This window comes from Niallia alba (assembly GCF_012933555.1).
GTDB classification, from domain to species: Bacteria; Bacillota; Bacilli; order Bacillales; family Cytobacillaceae; genus Niallia; species Niallia alba.
In genome coordinates, this window is record NZ_JABBPK010000001.1 from 3,750,480 (window position 1) to 3,768,544 (window position 18,065).

The window sequence follows — 18,065 nt, forward strand, 5'->3', positions numbered from 1 at the left end:
TAAGTAAGTATTTTACCACGAAAACAGGTAATAAAATATATTCGATCACAAGTAAATATGAACATTTTTTAACACACTATTAGTAGTTTACCCTTTCTTAAATAGAAACGCTACTTTTAAAAGGACAAGTTACCACTAGATGCTAGATTTAGGATGAAATAAGCAATCTAGAAGCAGCTTAAACCACACATTCCTTTCATCTATGGAACAAAAAATAACAAAGAAAAATGAAACTTCTTCAAGAAAGTAGGATGTAATATGCAATATGATGTAATCGTGATCGGTGGAGGACCATCAGGATTAATGGCTGCAATTGGAGCAGCGGAGCAAAAGACAAAGGTATTACTTATTGATAAAGGAAATAAGCTTGGCCGCAAATTGGCTATTTCAGGAGGCGGTCGCTGTAATGTAACAAATCGGCTGCCAATAGAGGAAATCATTAAACATATCCCTGGAAACGGACGTTTTCTATACAGTGGGTTTTCCGAATTTAGCAACGAAGATATTATCACTTACTTTGAAAATCTTGGTATTGCTTTAAAAGAAGAAGATCATGGCAGAATGTTTCCAGTTTCTAATAAGGCACAATCAGTCGTAGATGCTTTATTAAGTGAATTAGACAAATTAGGTGTAACTATTCAAACAAATTCCCCTGTTAAGACAGTTAACTATCATGAAAATAACTCGAAAACAGTGATTTTACAAAATGGAGAATCAATAACATGTAAATCACTTATTATCGCGGTCGGTGGAAAGTCTGTTCCTCATACTGGTTCTACAGGAGATGGCTATGCTTGGGCTAAAAAAGCAGGCCACACTATTACAGAACTTTTCCCAACAGAAGTACCAGTCACTTCTAAAGAAGCATTTATTCAAAATAAAACCTTACAAGGGGTTTCATTAAGAAATGTAGGATTGAGTGTGCTTAATCCAAAAGGAAAACCAATCATTACCCATCAAATGGATATGATTTTTACCCACTTCGGAATAAGTGGACCAGCTGTTTTACGTTGCAGCCAATTTGTTGTAAAAGCACAGAAAAAATGGAATTCATCTGAAGTGAAGGTCTCTATTGACTCTTTCCCTGATACGAAAGAAGAACTGCTTTTTCAAGATATAATGGCTACATTAAAGGCTGAACCAAAAAAAGCAATTAAAAACACATTAAAAGGTCTTTTGGTCGAACGATTTTTACTATATTTATTGGAATTAGCAACTATTGATCCAGCAGAAACATGTGCAACTGTTTCTCCAGATAAAATAAAACAGTTTGTTGCTCTATGTAAAGCATTCACCTTTAATGTTAACGGAACGTTACCGTTAGAAAAGGCGTTTGTTACAGGTGGTGGTGTGTCTATTAAGGAAATTGCCCCTAAAACAATGGAATCAAAATTGATGGAAGGTTTATTCTTTTGTGGGGAAATACTAGATATTCATGGATATACTGGAGGATACAATATTACTTCCGCTTTTGTTACAGGTAGGCTAGCTGGTGTGAATGCTGCTCTTGTTGCTAAAAATGTTTAAGGAAAGGCTGGGACAGAACAAAATATATAATAGATAAAGACGAACAATCTCTCATTTAGTAGCGAAACCAACTCGTTCCATTACGCTACAGACACTCCATTTCACTTCGTTTTTAAATGTTGTTTCGTTCCATCATTTTTTTAAAAGAAAATATAATTAGTAAGAAAAACGAAGCAGCCTGAATACACGTAGACTCCTATGGGAGCTGCGAGAAAGTCCAAGACCCCGCAGGAACGAGGAGGCTTGGCGCTCGCCCCATGGAAAGCGAAGTGTATTCAAGTTGCGGGTGATCACCACAAACCTTCTTTCTTAAAATGAATAAAACCCCAAACAATCATACGAACTTTTCTTAGCATGTACGTATAATCTTTTTCGGGGTTATTTGGTTGAAAATACTTATGTCCCAGCTTCTTATGTTCTATAAATGATCATAGAGGAAAAGCAGTAGATTTGTTCCTCTTCATCCTCTTGCATCGCTGCCACGTTATATTTTATATCTATTAGTTTTTTCTCATCTATTTTCTGTAAAAATTTATTCATCTGTAGCTCTAGATCTTTCTCATGCTCTTGATCAAATAGCTTCACTTTTATCATATTTTTCTCTCCCTATTGTTTTGTACCCTATAAGTAAAGGATAGACAAAATTCTTACTATTCAATCAATTACATTGGATGTTTTTTAACTTTCTTTTTGGCTGTTTTCGTAAAGTTTGTTGCTATTATCCGCAGCCGGAATACACTTCGCTTTCCGTGGGGCTAAGCTTAAGCCTCCTCAGCTTCGCCTCCGGGGTCTCAGGCTGTCTCGCTAATCCCACATTAGTCTACGTGTATTCCGGCTGCTCCATTTTTCCAACTAATTCTTTTTTTTCTATTAAAAAACAACAATCCTTTAGAAAACAGCCTTCTTTAAAAACGAAAAAACAGCCATATAAAAAAACTCAAAGATAAGGAAAATTAGAATCTTCATTCTTTGAGCTTCTTTTAAATTGCTATAAACTGCTAGTTTTATACTGTTTTACCATGCCAATCTAGCATGCCGCCTTCCATATTAACTACTTTAAACCCTTGGTCTTGTAAGTAGTAACATACGTTTTCGCTTCTTCTGCCGGAACGGCAAATAAAAATATATTCTTTTTCTTTTGAGAAATAATCTAGGTTTTCAGGGATGGTATTCATTGGTATATGCTTTGCTCCTGGGATGATTCCTTCTGCTACTTCTTCGTCTTCACGGACATCCACTAATTCTAGCTTTTCCTGGTTATTTAGCTTTTTCTCTAGTTCTTCTGTTGTTATTGTTTTAATTGTATCCATCGTATCCCTCCGTTATCACCTTTTTGTACAGTACATATAGTAATATCTCATTGTAATATAGTTTAATTTTATGGAATATGCAATTAGTCTGCCCACATTACATAAAGATGAGGCTGCCAAATGGACAGCCTCCCCCCTTTTTTAATTTGCAACGATATTAACTAATTTACCTGGAACCGCAATTACTTTGCGTATTTGCTTGCCGTCAATTTGTTCTTTTACTTGGCTGTCTTCCATAGCAATTTGCTCCAACGCATCTTTGTTTGCATCTGCTGGAACCATTAATTTCGCTTTTACTTTTCCGTTAATCTGAATCACAATTTCTATTTCATCATCCACCAATTTTGCTTCATCATACGCAGGCCATGCTTCATAAGCAATTGATTGATTAGAACCAGTTATGATTTGCCATAGTTCTTCTGTAATATGCGGGCAAATTGGTGAAAGTAATTTCACAAATCCTTCTACATATTTCTTTGGTATACTATCGGCTTTATAGCATTCATTGATAAATACCATCATTTGCGAAATTGCTGTATTAAAACGAAGTGCTTCAAAGTCCTCTGTCACTTTTTTCACTGTTTGATGGTAAATTTTATCTAAAACCTTCATTTCCTCTATATCTTGAACTTTTGATGCTAGCTTTCCATCATCCTCCACCAACAATCTCCAAATACGATCAAGGAATCTTCTTGAACCATCTAGACCATTTGTTGACCATGCGATCGCAGCATCTAATGGTCCCATGAACATTTCATATAAACGAAGTGTATCTGCACCATGGCTAGCTACAATTTCATCTGGATTAACAACATTTCCTTTTGATTTACTCATTTTTTCATTATTTTCACCTAGAATCATTCCTTGGTTAAATAATTTTTGGAATGGTTCTTTCGTTGGGACAACTCCTAAATCATAAAGCACTTTATGCCAGAAGCGTGCATATAGAAGATGCAATACAGCATGTTCTACTCCACCAATATACATATCGACTGGAAGCCATTCTTTTATTTTTTCAGGATCTGCAATTTGCTCATTATTTTTTGGATCGATATAGCGTAAATAGTACCAGCTGCTTCCAGCCCATTGTGGCATTGTATTTGTTTCACGTCTGCCCTTCTTGCCAGTGACAGGGTCTACAACATTTACCCATTCCGAAATATTTGCTAATGGAGATTCACCAGTTCCCGATGGTTTAATTTCTGATGTTTCCGGAAGTGTTAATGGCAATTCTTCTTCCGGTACACCTGTCATTGTGCCATCTTCCCAATGAATAATCGGTATTGGTTCTCCCCAGTAACGTTGACGACTAAATAACCAGTCTCGTAATCTGTAAGTTATTTTTTTCGTTCCAATTTCTTTCTCTTCTAACCAGCTAATCATTTTGCTAATAGCTTCTTCTTTATTTAAACCATTTAAGAAATCAGAGTTGACATGTTCACCGTCACCAGTATAGACTTCTGCTTCTACATTTCCGCCAGCTACTACTTCTTTAATTGGTAAATTAAATGTTTTCGCAAACTCATAGTCTCTTTCATCATGGGCAGGAACAGCCATAATGCTTCCTGTACCATAGCTTACAAGGACATAATCAGCAATCCAAATTGGCATTTTTTCACCATTAGCTGGATTTATTGCGTAAGCACCTGTAAATACACCTGTTTTTTCTTTTGCCAAGTCCGTTCTTTCTAAATCGCTTTTGCTTTTAATTTTTTCTAAGTATGCTTCTACTGCAGACTTTTGTTCTGCAGTTGTAATTGTTTCTACAAGCGCATGCTCTGGTGCTAGTACCGCATAAGTAGCACCAAATAATGTATCAGGTCTTGTTGTAAATACAGTAAATTTTTCTTTATGATTGTCAATTTGGAAGGTTACTTCTGCTCCTTCTGAACGACCAATCCAATTACGTTGCATTTCTTTAATACTTTCTGGCCAATCTACTTCATCTAAATCTTCTAATAAACGATCAGCATACTCTGTTATTTTTAGTACCCATTGACGCATTGGGCGTCTTTCAACAGGATGTCCGCCACGTTCACTTTTCCCATCAATAACTTCCTCGTTTGCTAGAACAGTTCCTAATGCTGGGCACCAGTTAACTGCTACTTCATCGACATATGCTAAGCCCATTTCATGAAGCTTTAGAAAAATCCATTGTGTCCACTTATAGTACTCAGGATCTGTTGTGTTAATTTCACGATCCCAATCATAAGAAAAACCTAACGATTTAATTTGACGACGGAATGTATCAATATTTTTCTGGGTAAATTCTGCTGGATGATTACCAGTATCTAATGCATATTGCTCTGCTGGCAATCCAAATGCATCCCACCCCATTGGATGAAGGACATTAAAATCCTGCATTCTCTTCATACGAGAAAGAATATCTGTTGCTGTATATCCTTCTGGATGTCCAACATGAAGTCCCGCACCGGATGGATATGGGAACATATCTAGTGCATAAAACTTTTTCTTGCTTTTTTCTTCACTTGTTTTAAAAGTTTTGTTTTCTTCCCAAAACTTTTGCCATTTCTGTTCTATTTTCTGATGATTAAAGCTCATCTTAAAATCCTCCTATAAAGTTGTTTTTACCAAAATAAAAAGCCTCTCATCCCAAATAGGGACGAGAGGCATTATGTATAATCTCCCGCGGTACCACCCACAATTAGTGAATAAATCACTCGCTTCATTATCCTTTAACGCAGGTGTACGGCAAGCATTACTAAAAGTTCACACTTGCAACTCAAAGGTGAGTTCAAGATGTTTTTGACTGACTTGCACCACCCGTCAGTTCTCTTCGTTTCAAAAGGGCATCTTTACTATTCCTTATCTGTGTTGATTACTTATATGATTTTTATTGTATTGTATTTTGATGCATGTTGCAAGTAGTTTTCAGATTGACCAACTATCTGATCTTCTCTACTTTCTATATTATATGTCTACTGCTATTTAATGTTCCGCTATTACCATTTCTCCGTCCATTCAGAAACCAATCGAAGCAATTTTCTATCTTGATTTCTACCAGCTATAAAGGAAAGACCAACTGGTATTCCATTTAATGTGGTCAATGGTAGATTCACTTGAGGAAAGCCAGTTAACCCCGCCATACAACATAACTGGAATGTTTGGTTTCTTCTTACTTCTAACTCACGAGTAGGAAGGTTTATAAGCGGTGCTATCCCTGGTGCTGTTGGAATAATTAAAATTCCATCATCTTCAAGCAGTTTCTCCATTCTTTGTTGAATTATACGTCTCTTCTGCTGATATTGTGCTATGTCTTCCTCTTTCAAAGTACTAGCCCACCGGAATCTCTCTGCTATCCCTGGCCCAAACGTTGGATTTACCCTTTGGATCCATGCTCCATGTTCTTGCCAAATTTCTCTTCCTTGGAGCATGCGAAAAACCTCTGCCCACTTCTGAAGCCCTTCTTCTGCAATGATAGTAGTTGAATAACTTGGCACAGACTTCTCTAATTTTTCCAATAAAGGAAGTAAGGCTTTCTTAACCTCTTCATCAGCCAGTGCCCAAGCATCCTTTCCCATTATAAACCGTGAAAAAGAGCCATTCTCTTGAGGAGGAAGAAGCACATCCCCAACTTTCATAAGCATTTCCGCTGTTTGAGTCATCCAACCGACGGTATCAAAGCTTTTTGCAAGAGGAATTACCCCGTCTATATTAACTACTCCATGAGAGGGACGAATACCATATATTCCACAATAAGAAGATGGAATTCTTACCGAACCTCCTGTATCCGTTCCTAAGGAAAAATCGGTCAATTTAGCTCCGACCGTGACAGCAGAACCGCAAGAAGAGCCACCTGGAATTCGACTCGGGTCCCTAGGATTAATAGGAGTACCATAATGATAATTTTCTCCATTTAAGCTATACATCAGTTCATCTGTAATAGTGGTTCCTTTTAGCGTGGCACCATTATTCAACAGGCTAATAATGGCTGGTGCTGTTTCATTAGCAGGTTTATGGCTATGAAGCCAATCAGGATTTCCTGCAGAAGGTACATAATCTTTAATAGCAAATACATCTTTAACCGCAAATGTCAGCCCATCTAAACTCCCTTTTTGCGTAGGTTCCAATGAAATATTTCTATCCATATATGCACCGAAATCACTCATTTTTTAAGCCATCCCCTTGTCATCTTATTAATTTATTTCCACCAGATGATCGACCAAATTATAATCTTCTACTACCCATTTCTTTTCTTTAAAGTGAATATTACTGATACAAGCATTCGATAAGTATTTTTCAATCGAAAGTTGATCTTCTGAAACTACTGTTAATAAGGTATGTATAACTGCACCATGTGCAACTAGTAATACTTTTTGGTCTAGAAACTGAACTAGAATTTTTTCTAGACCATTCATAATTCTATTTACTAATTCCTCTCTTGATTCCTGATTTGGATACTGTTGATCTGGATATAGAATCGCTCTTTCTTCTCTCGTTTTCCCTTCTGCATCGCCAAAACTGCGCTCCATAAATTCAGCCATTTCTACAACCTGTAGTTGTAACGCTTCATTAATAATGAACGCTGTTTGTTTTGCCCTTTTAAGAGGACTTGTGACGATGATATCCCAATTTGAATCCTTTAAATAATCTCGGCATTGCTGTGCCTGCCTCGTTCCATTTTCATTTAAAGGAATATCCGTTTTTCCTTGAATTTTCCCCATTGCGTTCCAATCTGTTTCCCCATGTCTTATTAAACATATTTTTGTCATCATTTAGTCCTTTCTACGCATTATGCTAAAATTTAGAGTTATATCTACTTTATTAGAAAAAGACTTATTTTTCAAACAAATTCAACATTTAAACTAATTGGAATTTAGAATAAATCTCTTCATTCTATCAGAAAATTCCGCCTATAGAAAAATAGATACTCTTCTATTGCAGCTTTGCTTAAAAGCAACTACACTTATTTTTGGTATTTAGAATAAAGTTGCAAAGGAGCATCAATATGCCTCGTTCACTTTGGCTTTTAGTTATCGGAATGGCAGTAAACGTTACTGGTTCTTCCTTACTCTGGCCTTTAAATAGTATTTACATTCATGAGCATTTAGGGAAGACACTAACGGTTGCAGGTTTTATCCTTATGCTCAATTCTGGAGCAAGTGTGATCGGTAATTTAATCGGAGGCATTCTTTACGATAAGTTAGGTGGGTATCTATCTATATTATTAGGTATCACGCTAACTACCTTCTCTTTACTAGGCCTTACTCTTTTTCATAATTGGGGTGCTTACTGTACCTTTTTCACTTTATCTGGGTTTGGATCAGGTATTATTTATCCTAGCATGTATGCAATGGCGGGAAATGTTTGGCCTGAAGGGGGAAGAAAATCCTTCAATAGTATTTATGTTGCACAAAACGTTGGTGTGGCACTTGGATCAGCCATCGGCGGTTTCATCGCCTCACACTCGTTTCAATTAATCTTCTTGTCAAACACCCTAATGTATGGGGTATTTTTCCTTATCGCTTTCTTCAGTTATAAAAACATTCAAGTAAAAGCGGATATCCTTCCGTCTTCAAATGTGAAAGTACCTAAAAGAAAAGGAAAGCACTTATTAAAAGGAAGCCCGGCTATGTATTCGCTTGGCATTTTAGGATTTGGTTATTTATTATGCTGGATCTGCTATGTCCAATGGCAAGCCACTATCTCTACTCATACGCAAGAGTTAGGTATTCCTTTAACGCAATATAGTTTATTATGGGCAGTTAATGGTGGACTCATTGTGTTCGGCCAACCATTAATTTCTTTTTTCACAAAAAAAATATGTACTTCAATAAAGAAACAAATGCTTATCGGGATCGGTATTTTTATTCTTTCCTTCCTTATTGTTGGAAAAGCAGAATTGTTTACTGGCTTTCTTGTGGCAATGATCATTTTAACTATTGGTGAAATGCTTATTTGGCCAGCTGTACCAACGATTGCTGATAAATTAGCTCCTAAAGGAAAAGAAGGCTTTTTCCAAGGAATCGTGAACAGTACGGCAACGGGAGGAAGAATGATTGGACCTCTTCTTGGAGGAATGCTTGTCGATAGTAGTGGTATGACATTGCTCGTACCTGTTTTAGTGGTCTTACTTGTCATTAGCTTACTTACTGCATTTTTCTATGATTATCCAACGAAAGAAGCTGCTAAATTAGCTCCTAAAACAAATTAATATGAATGTCCCAACTGATACAACGGCTGGGACATTCTTTTTGCCATAGTTATTCTTGTCTTGTTTTTGATTTAGCTGGTTGACCACCAGATTGCTCATACTTTTTCTTGGCTGCTTTTACTAAATCAACATCTTTCCCCAATTCTAAATCCTGATTGTTGATGCCATTGCGTGTTTTTTGTTCAGGATTATTTTGCTTTGAACGTTTATCCATATTTTAGGATCCTCCTTAATGCAATCTTAATGTCATTTGATTTTGCATTTGCTCCACAAGCAACCTCATTCGATGCAACTCTTCTCGTTGCTGTTGATTTGCACTCTGATCCATCGTGTGCAATTCATTATAGATAGTTTCTAACTGCATTTGAGCATCTGTATATTCCGTTTCATTATAATGTTCTTGACGTCTTCCTGCTTCATATTGCTGTTCTGCATAATTAATAACTTCATTACATCTTTGTAATAATTCACTCATAGAATCGCGTGTAGCCAAATAATAACCCTCCCAACAATCGTTTCAAGTTAGAAGCAGATTGCTTCAACAATAGTATCTGTTTATTCCTTGCAACTATGACTTCCTTTTCTTAACTAATCTTGAAATTCTGTTGGATAAAGACAATAGTCATGTTAAAATTCATAGGTGGAATTAATGAAATTAAACAAAAAAAGAATCTAAATTATTGAGGAGGTTACACTGATATGAATCAGAATAACCCATTCCCATATGCTTCTGATAATAAAAGATACCATACTTGGAATTATCATCTTCGTAACGAGTTTGGACACAAAGTTTTCAAAATTGCATTAGATGGAGGATTTGATTGCCCAAACAGAGACGGTACGGTCGCTCATGGCGGCTGCACCTTTTGCAGTGCAGCTGGTTCGGGAGATTTTGCCGGCAATCGTGCTGACAGCCTAGAGCAACAATTCCATGATATAAAAAATAAGATGCATACGAAATGGAAAGACGGAAAATATATGGCCTATTTCCAAGCCTATACAAATACACACGCACCAGTAGATGTATTACGTGAAAAATACGAAGTAGTTCTTAAACAGGAAAACGTCGTTGGTCTTTCGATTGCAACTCGTCCAGATTGCTTACCAGATGACGTTGTCGAGTATCTGGCGGAACTAAATGAACGTACTTATTTATGGGTTGAACTTGGTCTTCAGACAGTCCATGAAAAAACAGCAACACTTATTAATCGAGCACATGATTTTCAAACATATGTCGAAGGCGTTAATAAGCTCAGAAAACATAACATTCGTATTTGCTCCCATATTATTAATGGACTGCCAATGGAAACAAATGAAATGATGATGGAAACAGCTAAAAGCGTCAGTGAATTAGATGTACAGGGAATAAAGATTCACTTACTACATCTATTAAAAGGCACTCCAATGGTAAAGCAATATGAAAAAGGCATGCTTGAATTTTTAACCCTTGATCAATATATATCATTAGTTTGTGATCAGTTAGAAATTTTACCACCAGACATGATTATTCATCGCATTACAGGTGATGGACCAATTGAATTGATGGTTGGGCCAATGTGGAGTGTTAATAAATGGGAAGTATTAAATAAAATTGATGCAGAATTAAAAAGCCGCAATAGTTGGCAAGGAAAATATTATCAGGCAAATAAGAAGGTGACACAATGAAGCTAGACAGAGTCATTCCATTTGCCCATCAATTATTAGGAAAAGCTGTTTCGAACGGAGAAATTGCGATCGATGCTACAATGGGAAATGGACATGATACCGTTTTTTTAGCAACTCTTGTGGGTGATAATGGGAAAGTATTTAGCTTTGATATCCAAAAGGATGCTTTACATGCCACAAAAGAAAAACTCACGAGTCAAAAACTACAAGATATTGTATCTCTTCATTTGTGTGGACATGAACATATCATGGAAATTGTCCCTTCCACTTATCATGGGAAGGTTTCAGGAGCTATTTTCAACTTAGGCTACTTGCCTGGTGGAGATAAATCTATTGTAACAAAAGCGGAAACAACCATTGCCGCCATTGAACAGCTATTACAAATCCTGTCTAAAGAAGGAGTTATTGTATTAGTTATTTATCACGGGCATCCAGAAGGTGCTATCGAACGGGATAAGCTTATAGCGTATGTGGAAAATATTGATCAGCAAAAAGCCCATGTGCTACGCTACCAATTTATAAATGGGATTAATAATCCACCTTTTATTATCGCGATTGAAAAAAGATGAATTTCACCATACTTATCAAACAGGGCAGAAATTACATGCCTTGTTTGATAATGATTTTATTCTGTGTTGGATCATATCTCTTTATTCTAAAATATATCCCTTATTCTATTCCTTTCTAAAAATAAATTCCCCTTCCGTAAAACAAAAAATTAGACAAACTATCCTTGAAAAAGGTGTTTGCCTAACCTAACTAAGCTTCATTTATTTACTTAACGCTCTTAATGCACTTGCAGGAACTACCTTCTGGAACTTTCTATAGGCTCTTCCATTTAAATAGAAAAAATAACCTATAGGTCCAGAAGTTCTAATCATATTTTTGGCAAGTTTACGTATATTTCGCTGTTTATATACCTTTTCATCGGATAAATACACGCCTAATAATCCTCTATTAATCAATTTATGAAATTTTTGATGAGGAAGTTTATTCGTATGTCGATCTGCTTCTGTTACAAAATGCTTTAAGCGATTAAATAGTTCTTCTTCATTTTCATAATAAAAGCAAAAATTCAAATCCCCACCTATTTTATCTTCTTCTTGATCAATAAAATAGTCTAACAGAATATGAAGTCCTTGAATATATGGAAAATAACCATCTCGAATTAAAGCTGGATAAGAATCATCAAAATCATCACGAAAGGCATATGAAACCAAACAGAATATCCCTAATGTAGAACCAGAGCAAGCAGAAAATTCATACCACTCCATTTTCGGTACGTGATTTTTATTTTTCTCAAACCAAAACTTCAATCTAGGAATGCGCTCTTCCATAATCACATGTTTATGTATCTGTAAATCACAATAATATCGGCATAGTTCCAGGAGCTGTTCTTTAATACTGCTATAATTCTCTAACTTATTCAGTATATCCCTACATGTTTTGGCAAGATCATATAAGTAACCCCCATCATCTTGGTCCTCGCGATAACGATAGTAGTTACTTGGCTCAGCCCCTACTGTTAAAGCATGCTCCATTGATTCATGCAAAGCGGAAAAATCTTTCGGATCAAGAGATGTGCTTCGATCACAGAGATTATCTAAATAATCACTTATCGTTTGGTAGGCTACAATAAATTTAATTACTTCTTTGTATTTGCTCATGGCAATTAGAGCCATGATAGAGCCACCTTCACAATGAAATGTTTTACTCTTAATACTAGCTAATGCTTGCTTTCTTAATTCTGAATTGGGAATGTTCTGTGCTCTTTGTGTCCAGTAATTTAATTCCTGATGTACGACTGGAAAAACTTTTAAGTAAACTTTAGACATTAATGTTAGTGGCATCTTTGGAACTGACATTTAAAAAACCTCACTTATACGATATAACCAATTGCTTTCAATTGACTATTGATAAAATCCTTCGTGTATTCAAACACTTCTTCTCTGTCTGGTTCATTAAAAATTTCATGATAAAACTCAGGCCATTCTTTATATCTCTTTTCAGATAATGGTACCATATTGAACCAGGTCTTTACCATTTTTTTATCTACTACTAAATCTCCACCGCCTTGCATAAGCAGTAGTGGCAAGTCCTGTGTTTTGGCTATATCTTCAAAAGCATTCTTTGTTGCAACAACCAATTCTCGATACCATCTGATTGACACTTTTGTTATGTATAAAGTATCATTCGAATCAATTTCTCGTACTTCTGCATTACGAGTTGCGACATCAACCGTTAAACCCGAGTTAACTCTAACCCTTGGTGCTACTTTATTTAAAAGAAGAGATATTAAACTCATCATCCTTGAAGGATATTTTACTAGCCCTAAGCAAGGAGAGGATAAAATAAGCCCGGCAATTTTTAATTTTTCCTGCTGGAGAAGTCTAATAGATGCAAGCCCTCCCATACTATGCCCTAATAAAAAAATAGGCAAATCAAATTGATATGCTGCTTGTATCCAATCTTTAATTTCTATCGTATATTCACTAAACGAATCAATATGACCTCGATCAGCTCTAGTTGTCATTCCCTGTCCTGGAAGATCTCCCATTACAACATGAAAACCAGCTAATCGAAACATTTCAATAAGCCAGCCATATCTTCCATGGTGCTCCATTGCTCCATGAACAATAACGATGACAGCCTTCGCGTTTCCCTCAGCTTCCCATTTCCACATAAAAGCTCCTCCATCCCATTTATCAAGTCTATGTTGGTTTTCTGACCCTTTTTAAACAAAACATCAAATTATTAAGGAAAAATAAAGATTTGTCCTGTAAATTAATCATTAAATACGAGTAGACGAAGATTAGCTTTTTTATTATTATCTAAAATTACTTCAATTATAGCAAATATTTCGGAAATGTATCTATTGAAGCAAACCTAACCATATCATAAAAAATCATGTTATACTGTGAATTAGGTTTCGTTTGTCGAATTATAGGGAAAGAGAAGAACTGTTTCATTATCGATAACAGAAAGTTGACCATAAGGATTATGAAAATTTTGTTACAACTTTTATATTCCCTAAAGGAATTTTTCTTTAAACCGATAAAATTTAATATAGAAATAATTAGGTGAGAAAAGATGGAAACAAATACAATATTAATAACTTCATTGATTACTTTGTTTTTCTTATTATATTTATTAGTAAGAAAAACATTAAATACTATTGTTAAAAGTATCTATTTATTTACGATATTCGCTATGATTGCTGTTAGTTTTTTACTTATTAATAGAAATGACTTTGAAGCAATCGTCCATGCAAAAGAGGTTGCTACGCAAAATACACGAAAAGCACTCTTATCAGTAAAAGAGGAAACAAATTTATTAAAGGAATCTGTTTTGTTAGATGCTCCCATTATTAATCAGTTACCCGATCTCCCAAGAGGCTGCGAAGTAACAAGTCTTGCGATGTTGCTTCAATATGCAGATATTGATGTCGATAAAATGACACTGGCAAAGCAAATAAAGAAGGACACTACTCCATATAGTAGAGAAAACGGCAAAATCTATTATGGAAATCCTAATGATGGATTTATCGGGGATATGTACTCCTTAAGTGGTCCTGGGTTAGGTGTCTATCATAAACCTATTGCTGCATTAGCTGAAAAATACCTACCAGGTTCCATCATTGATTTTACCGGATCTGATTTTGAAGAAATAAAAAATCATTTATCGAACAATCGTCCTGTTTGGGTGATTACTAATTCAACATTCAAAAAATTACCAGATAGTGAATTCCGTACTTGGCATACTCCAAGTGGAACGGTAAAGATTACTTATTCTGAGCATTCTGTACTTATTACAGGCTATGATGAAACATATATTTACTTTAATGATCCACTTACTGGAGAAAAAAATAAAAAAGCACCCATCACGGATTTTGAAGAATCCTGGGTGCAAATGGGAAGTCAAGCAATTACGATTAATTCTTAATTGCTACCTTGCCCTCTTTTAAATATTCCTTTTCGAAGGAATATTTTTTTTCGATATAAACACTATGCCATACCATAAACATTAAGACTGTCCATATTTTACGGCTATTATCTGCTTTACCTTGACAATGATCCTCTAATAACTGTAGTACAACTGATTTATTTAATAAGTGATCTGTGTCACTCTCTTTTATAATATTTTTCGCCCATTCATTCATTTCATCTTTTAACCAGTGACGAATCGGAACAGGGAACCCTAGTTTTTTACGGTTTAATACATGTTCTGGAACAAAAGACTCTGCTGCTTTACGTAAAATATATTTAGTTGTACCATTTGCAGTTTTAAGAGAAGTTGGAATTTTAGACGCAACTTTAAATACCTCTTTATCTAAAAATGGAACACGTAATTCTAAGGAATGCGCCATCGTCATCTTATCTGCTTTTAGTAAAATATCTCCTCGCATCCAAGTGTGGATATCAATAAATTGCATGCGATCAACAGGATCATAGCCTCTGCTTTCATCATATAGAGGTGTAGTTATATCTCTATAATGCAAACCCTTGTTATAGACAGAAAGTAATTTTTCTTTTTCTAACTCAGAGAACATTTTCGCATTTCCAATATATCTTTCTTCCATCGGCGTGACTCCACGCTCGATAAAACTTTTTCCTTTTACTCCTTCTGGAAGAATATTAGCTACAGCACTCAATAATTTTTTCCCAACATTCGGAATCTTATTAAATACTTCTAAAGATTGTGGTTCACGATAAATATTATATCCACCAAATAATTCATCTGCACCTTCTCCAGAAAGAACAACTGTAACATGTTTTCTAGCTTCGCGTGCAACAAAATATAGTGGTACACATGCTGGATCTGCTAAAGGATCATCCATATGCCACATAATTCTCGGAATTTCGTTCATGTACTCTTGAGGAGAAATAACATAGCTTATGTTTTCAAGCCCTAATTTATCAGCTGTTTCTTTTGCAACATCAATTTCACTAAATCCATTATGTTCAAAACCAACAGAAAATGTTTTAATGCTAGGATGGAATTCCTTGGCAATACTCGCAATAATCGATGAATCGATTCCACCTGACAGGAAGGATCCAACAGGAACATCACTTCTCATATGCATTTTCACACTATCGAAAAGTACATCTTTAATTTCTTTTGCATACTCGTCCTCTTGTTTAACAACAGGCTTAAAAGATGCTCTCCAATAACGTTTAATGTCCATTGGTTTTCCGATTTTCTTTGTAAAATAATGGCCTGGCTCTAGTTTTTTAATTCCCTCTGACATCGTATAAGGCTCTGGTACAAATTGATATGTTAAATAATGTTGCAGAGAACTATAGTTAATAACATCACTTTCTAAAGCCAATGCAATGCTTTTCTTCTCGGAAGCAAAATATGTTTTCTCTCCATCTTCTAAATAGAAAAATGGTTTAATTCCAAATGGGTCACGAGCTCCATATAATGTCTCTTCCTGTTTATCCCAAATAATAAAAGAAAACATACCACGAAGTTTTTCTACCGCTTTTTCCTTTTCATGACTATATAAAGCAATAATTACTTCGGTATCAGAATTTGTTTGGAAGGTTAATCCTGCCTTTACTAACTCTTCTCTAATTTCTAAATAGTTATATACTTCTCCGTTAAAGATTATCCAATAACGTTCATTTTCATATGTTAAAGGCTGATGCCCACTTTCAATGTCTATAATACTTAATCGACGAAAACCAAATTGAATATGGCTATCATAATAATATCCTTCATCGTCAGGACCTCTATGTGTTATAACACGATTCATTCCTGCAAATAGTTCTTTTTGTTCTTCTTGAAAGTTTTGTGCTTTTTCATGTACACAGCCAACAAAACCACACATATTGCTCTCACCTTCTCCATTTCTTTTCCTAGATGTATTAGGACATCTATAACCAACTCATTGGCCTAATCATTGAACCATAATTAAATTTTTACTATACTCCTAAATAGAAAATATGTTAATAGGTAATAAGTTTCATAAAATCTTCACTTAGTCTTCTATTTTAACATAAAAAAATGCAAATTTATAATTAGTTATTAGCATTTCAATCCTACATTTTCATTACATGCGAAAACTCTAGTCCATCATCAAGTATTAGACGAAAAAAAAAGAAAGAAGTTACACTTTCCGGTAACTTCTTTCTTTTAAAATTAAACTTTTTTGTACAGTTTGTTTATCAATAAAAATTTCTAAGCTTCTACCGCTTTTTTTATCAACTCTGCTCTATCTGTACGCTCCCATGGTAAATCAATATCAGTACGGCCAAAATGCCCGTAAGCAGCTGTTTGTCTGTATATTGGTTTACGAAGATCAAGCATGTTAATAATGCCAGCTGGACGAAGATCAAAGTTTTCCCGTACAGCTTCTACTAGTTTGTCTTCTGAAACAATTCCTGTTCCAAAAGTATCAACAGAAATAGATACTGGCTGTGCTACTCCTATTGCATAAGCTAATTGCACTTCAACTTTATCAGCTAATCCTGCCGCTACGATATTCTTTGCTACATAACGCGCTGCATATGCTGCAGAACGATCCACTTTTGTAGGATCCTTACCAGAAAATGCTCCGCCACCATGTCGTGCATATCCACCATATGTATCAACGATGATTTTACGACCAGTTAATCCCGCGTCTCCTTGTGGACCTCCAATAACAAAGCGTCCTGTTGGGTTGATAAAATATTTTGTGTTTTCATCAATTAATTCAGCTGGCACAACAGGCTTAATTACATATTCTTTAATATTTCGTTGAATCTGCTCTAAAGTCACTTCTGGGTGATGTTGTGTGCTTATTACGATTGTATCAACGCGAACTGGTTTATTATTTTCATCATATTCGACTGTTACTTGTGTTTTTCCATCTGGACGTAGATAAGGCAAGATTTCTTCTTTTCTAGCCTCTGCTAGTCTTCTAGATAGTTTATGTGCTAATGAAATTGGTAATGGCATTAATTCCTTTGTTTCATTACATGCAAATCCGAACATTAAGCCTTGATCTCCAGCACCGATTGCCTCTATTTCTTCATCCGTCATCTTACCTTCACGAGCTTCTAGAGCCTGGTCTACCCCTAATGCGATATCAGCGGATTGCTCATCAATAGAAGTTAATACTGCACTAGTTTCTGCATCAAAGCCATACTTCGCACGTGTATATCCAATTTCTTTAATTGTCTCACGAACAATTTTCGGAATATCTACATACGTAGAAGTAGTTATTTCACCTGCAACGAGTACTAGACCTGTTGTTACAGAAGTTTCAGCAGCAACTCTTGCATTAGCATCTTTAGCCAATATAGCGTCCAAAATAGCATCTGAAATTTGATCACAAATTTTATCTGGGTGACCTTCAGTTACCGATTCAGAAGTAAACAAGCGACGTTTTGTTGACATCTGAT

Annotated in this window: 16 protein-coding genes and 1 other annotated feature; of the genes, 5 read left to right on the plus strand and 11 right to left on the minus strand. The window is 35.6% G+C overall.

Going from position 1 to position 18,065, the window contains the following annotated elements; genetic code table 11:
* Positions 1-258: 258 nt before the first annotated feature.
* A complete protein-coding gene (locus HHU08_RS17920) occupies positions 259-1,527 on the plus strand; it encodes a BaiN/RdsA family NAD(P)/FAD-dependent oxidoreductase (RefSeq protein ID WP_016202852.1) in 1,269 nt (422 codons plus the stop codon).
* 411 nt (positions 1,528-1,938) lie between these two features.
* On the opposite strand, the gene HHU08_RS17925 is transcribed toward HHU08_RS17920, so the two are convergent.
* From HHU08_RS17925 to HHU08_RS17945, 5 genes are all read right to left on the minus strand, one after another.
* On the minus strand, positions 1,939-2,121 hold the full coding sequence (locus tag HHU08_RS17925; protein WP_016202853.1) for a sporulation protein Cse60: 183 nt from the start codon (positions 2,119-2,121) through the stop codon (positions 1,939-1,941).
* Between the two features lie 410 nt (positions 2,122-2,531).
* Positions 2,532-2,837, minus strand: a complete 306-nt coding sequence (locus tag HHU08_RS17930; RefSeq protein WP_016202854.1) for a rhodanese-like domain-containing protein — start codon at positions 2,835-2,837, stop codon at positions 2,532-2,534.
* 141 nt (positions 2,838-2,978) lie between these two features.
* Complete coding sequence (gene leuS / locus HHU08_RS17935; protein ID WP_169188987.1) at positions 2,979-5,399, minus strand: leucine--tRNA ligase; 2,421 nt, start codon at positions 5,397-5,399, stop codon at positions 2,979-2,981.
* A gap of 54 nt (positions 5,400-5,453) precedes the next feature.
* Positions 5,454-5,679: a binding site (T-box leader), on the minus strand.
* A gap of 121 nt (positions 5,680-5,800) precedes the next feature.
* Entirely contained in the window at positions 5,801-6,967 is a 1,167-nt protein-coding gene (locus tag HHU08_RS17940; RefSeq protein ID WP_169188988.1) for an amidase, read from the minus strand.
* Between the two features lie 27 nt (positions 6,968-6,994).
* Entirely contained in the window at positions 6,995-7,570 is a 576-nt protein-coding gene (locus tag HHU08_RS17945; RefSeq protein ID WP_016202857.1) for a histidine phosphatase family protein, read from the minus strand.
* 236 nt (positions 7,571-7,806) lie between these two features.
* Here HHU08_RS17945 and HHU08_RS17950 point away from each other — a divergent pair, with 236 nt between their 5' ends.
* Positions 7,807-9,012, plus strand: coding sequence for an MDR family MFS transporter (locus tag HHU08_RS17950; protein WP_169188989.1), 1,206 nt, complete (start codon positions 7,807-7,809; stop codon positions 9,010-9,012).
* Positions 9,013-9,061: 49 nt separating this feature from the next.
* Here HHU08_RS17950 and HHU08_RS17955 read toward each other — a convergent pair whose 3' ends face one another.
* Together HHU08_RS17955 and HHU08_RS17960 are read right to left on the minus strand one after the other, a co-directional pair.
* Positions 9,062-9,226, minus strand: coding sequence for a hypothetical protein (locus HHU08_RS17955; RefSeq protein ID WP_016202859.1), 165 nt, complete (start codon positions 9,224-9,226; stop codon positions 9,062-9,064).
* A 15-nt stretch (positions 9,227-9,241) separates the two neighbouring features.
* Positions 9,242-9,505, minus strand: a complete 264-nt coding sequence (locus tag HHU08_RS17960) for a YtzC family protein (RefSeq protein WP_016202860.1) — start codon at positions 9,503-9,505, stop codon at positions 9,242-9,244.
* A gap of 206 nt (positions 9,506-9,711) precedes the next feature.
* On the opposite strand from HHU08_RS17960, the gene HHU08_RS17965 reads away from it, so the two are divergent.
* Both HHU08_RS17965 and HHU08_RS17970 read left to right on the plus strand, forming a co-directional pair.
* Positions 9,712-10,677 (plus strand): TIGR01212 family radical SAM protein, encoded by a 966-nt coding sequence (locus HHU08_RS17965; protein ID WP_016202861.1) that lies wholly within the window; start codon positions 9,712-9,714, stop codon positions 10,675-10,677.
* Positions 10,674-11,246, plus strand: coding sequence for a class I SAM-dependent methyltransferase (locus HHU08_RS17970; protein WP_016202862.1), 573 nt, complete (start codon positions 10,674-10,676; stop codon positions 11,244-11,246). The genes HHU08_RS17965 and HHU08_RS17970 overlap by 4 nt, the downstream gene beginning before the upstream one ends.
* Positions 11,247-11,447: 201 nt before the next feature.
* On the opposite strand, the gene HHU08_RS17975 is transcribed toward HHU08_RS17970, so the two are convergent.
* Positions 11,448-12,542, minus strand: coding sequence for a tetraprenyl-beta-curcumene synthase family protein (locus HHU08_RS17975; protein ID WP_169188990.1), 1,095 nt, complete (start codon positions 12,540-12,542; stop codon positions 11,448-11,450).
* 14 nt (positions 12,543-12,556) lie between these two features.
* Positions 12,557-13,360: an alpha/beta hydrolase gene (locus tag HHU08_RS17980; protein ID WP_016202864.1), complete on the minus strand. Its 804-nt coding sequence runs from the start codon at positions 13,358-13,360 to the stop codon at positions 12,557-12,559.
* A 407-nt stretch (positions 13,361-13,767) separates the two neighbouring features.
* On the opposite strand from HHU08_RS17980, the gene HHU08_RS17985 reads away from it, so the two are divergent.
* Positions 13,768-14,619 carry a C39 family peptidase gene (locus HHU08_RS17985; RefSeq protein ID WP_016202865.1) on the plus strand — a complete coding sequence of 284 codons (852 nt, stop codon included), beginning with the start codon at positions 13,768-13,770 and terminating at the stop codon, positions 14,617-14,619.
* Here the strand turns inward: HHU08_RS17985 and asnB are convergent.
* Complete coding sequence (gene asnB, locus HHU08_RS17990) at positions 14,609-16,510, minus strand: asparagine synthase (glutamine-hydrolyzing) (RefSeq protein WP_169188991.1); 1,902 nt, start codon at positions 16,508-16,510, stop codon at positions 14,609-14,611. The two genes, HHU08_RS17985 and asnB, sit on opposite strands and share 11 nt — an antisense overlap.
* A gap of 350 nt (positions 16,511-16,860) precedes the next feature.
* Positions 16,861-18,060 (minus strand): methionine adenosyltransferase, encoded by a 1,200-nt coding sequence (gene metK / locus HHU08_RS17995; protein ID WP_016202867.1) that lies wholly within the window; start codon positions 18,058-18,060, stop codon positions 16,861-16,863.
* Positions 18,061-18,065: the final 5 nt, after the last annotated feature.

Coding starts and splice junctions, on each gene's coding strand:
- metK (WP_016202867.1), bottom strand. CDS start 18,060: ATGTCAACAAAACGTCGCTTGTTTACTTCTGAATCGGTAACTGAAGGT.
- HHU08_RS17985 (WP_016202865.1), top strand. CDS start 13,768: ATGGAAACAAATACAATATTAATAACTTCATTGATTACTTTGTTTTTC.
- HHU08_RS17925 (WP_016202853.1), bottom strand. CDS start 2,121: ATGATAAAAGTGAAGCTATTTGATCAAGAGCATGAGAAAGATCTAGAG.
- HHU08_RS17920 (WP_016202852.1), top strand. CDS start 259: ATGCAATATGATGTAATCGTGATCGGTGGAGGACCATCAGGATTAATG.
- HHU08_RS17950 (WP_169188989.1), top strand. CDS start 7,807: ATGCCTCGTTCACTTTGGCTTTTAGTTATCGGAATGGCAGTAAACGTT.
- HHU08_RS17965 (WP_016202861.1), top strand. CDS start 9,712: ATGAATCAGAATAACCCATTCCCATATGCTTCTGATAATAAAAGATAC.
- HHU08_RS17930 (WP_016202854.1), bottom strand. CDS start 2,837: ATGGATACAATTAAAACAATAACAACAGAAGAACTAGAGAAAAAGCTA.
- HHU08_RS17975 (WP_169188990.1), bottom strand. CDS start 12,542: ATGTCAGTTCCAAAGATGCCACTAACATTAATGTCTAAAGTTTACTTA.
- HHU08_RS17970 (WP_016202862.1), top strand. CDS start 10,674: ATGAAGCTAGACAGAGTCATTCCATTTGCCCATCAATTATTAGGAAAA.
- HHU08_RS17955 (WP_016202859.1), bottom strand. CDS start 9,226: ATGGATAAACGTTCAAAGCAAAATAATCCTGAACAAAAAACACGCAAT.
- asnB (WP_169188991.1), bottom strand. CDS start 16,510: ATGTGTGGTTTTGTTGGCTGTGTACATGAAAAAGCACAAAACTTTCAA.
- leuS (WP_169188987.1), bottom strand. CDS start 5,399: ATGAGCTTTAATCATCAGAAAATAGAACAGAAATGGCAAAAGTTTTGG.
- HHU08_RS17980 (WP_016202864.1), bottom strand. CDS start 13,360: ATGTGGAAATGGGAAGCTGAGGGAAACGCGAAGGCTGTCATCGTTATT.
- HHU08_RS17940 (WP_169188988.1), bottom strand. CDS start 6,967: ATGAGTGATTTCGGTGCATATATGGATAGAAATATTTCATTGGAACCT.
- HHU08_RS17945 (WP_016202857.1), bottom strand. CDS start 7,570: ATGACAAAAATATGTTTAATAAGACATGGGGAAACAGATTGGAACGCA.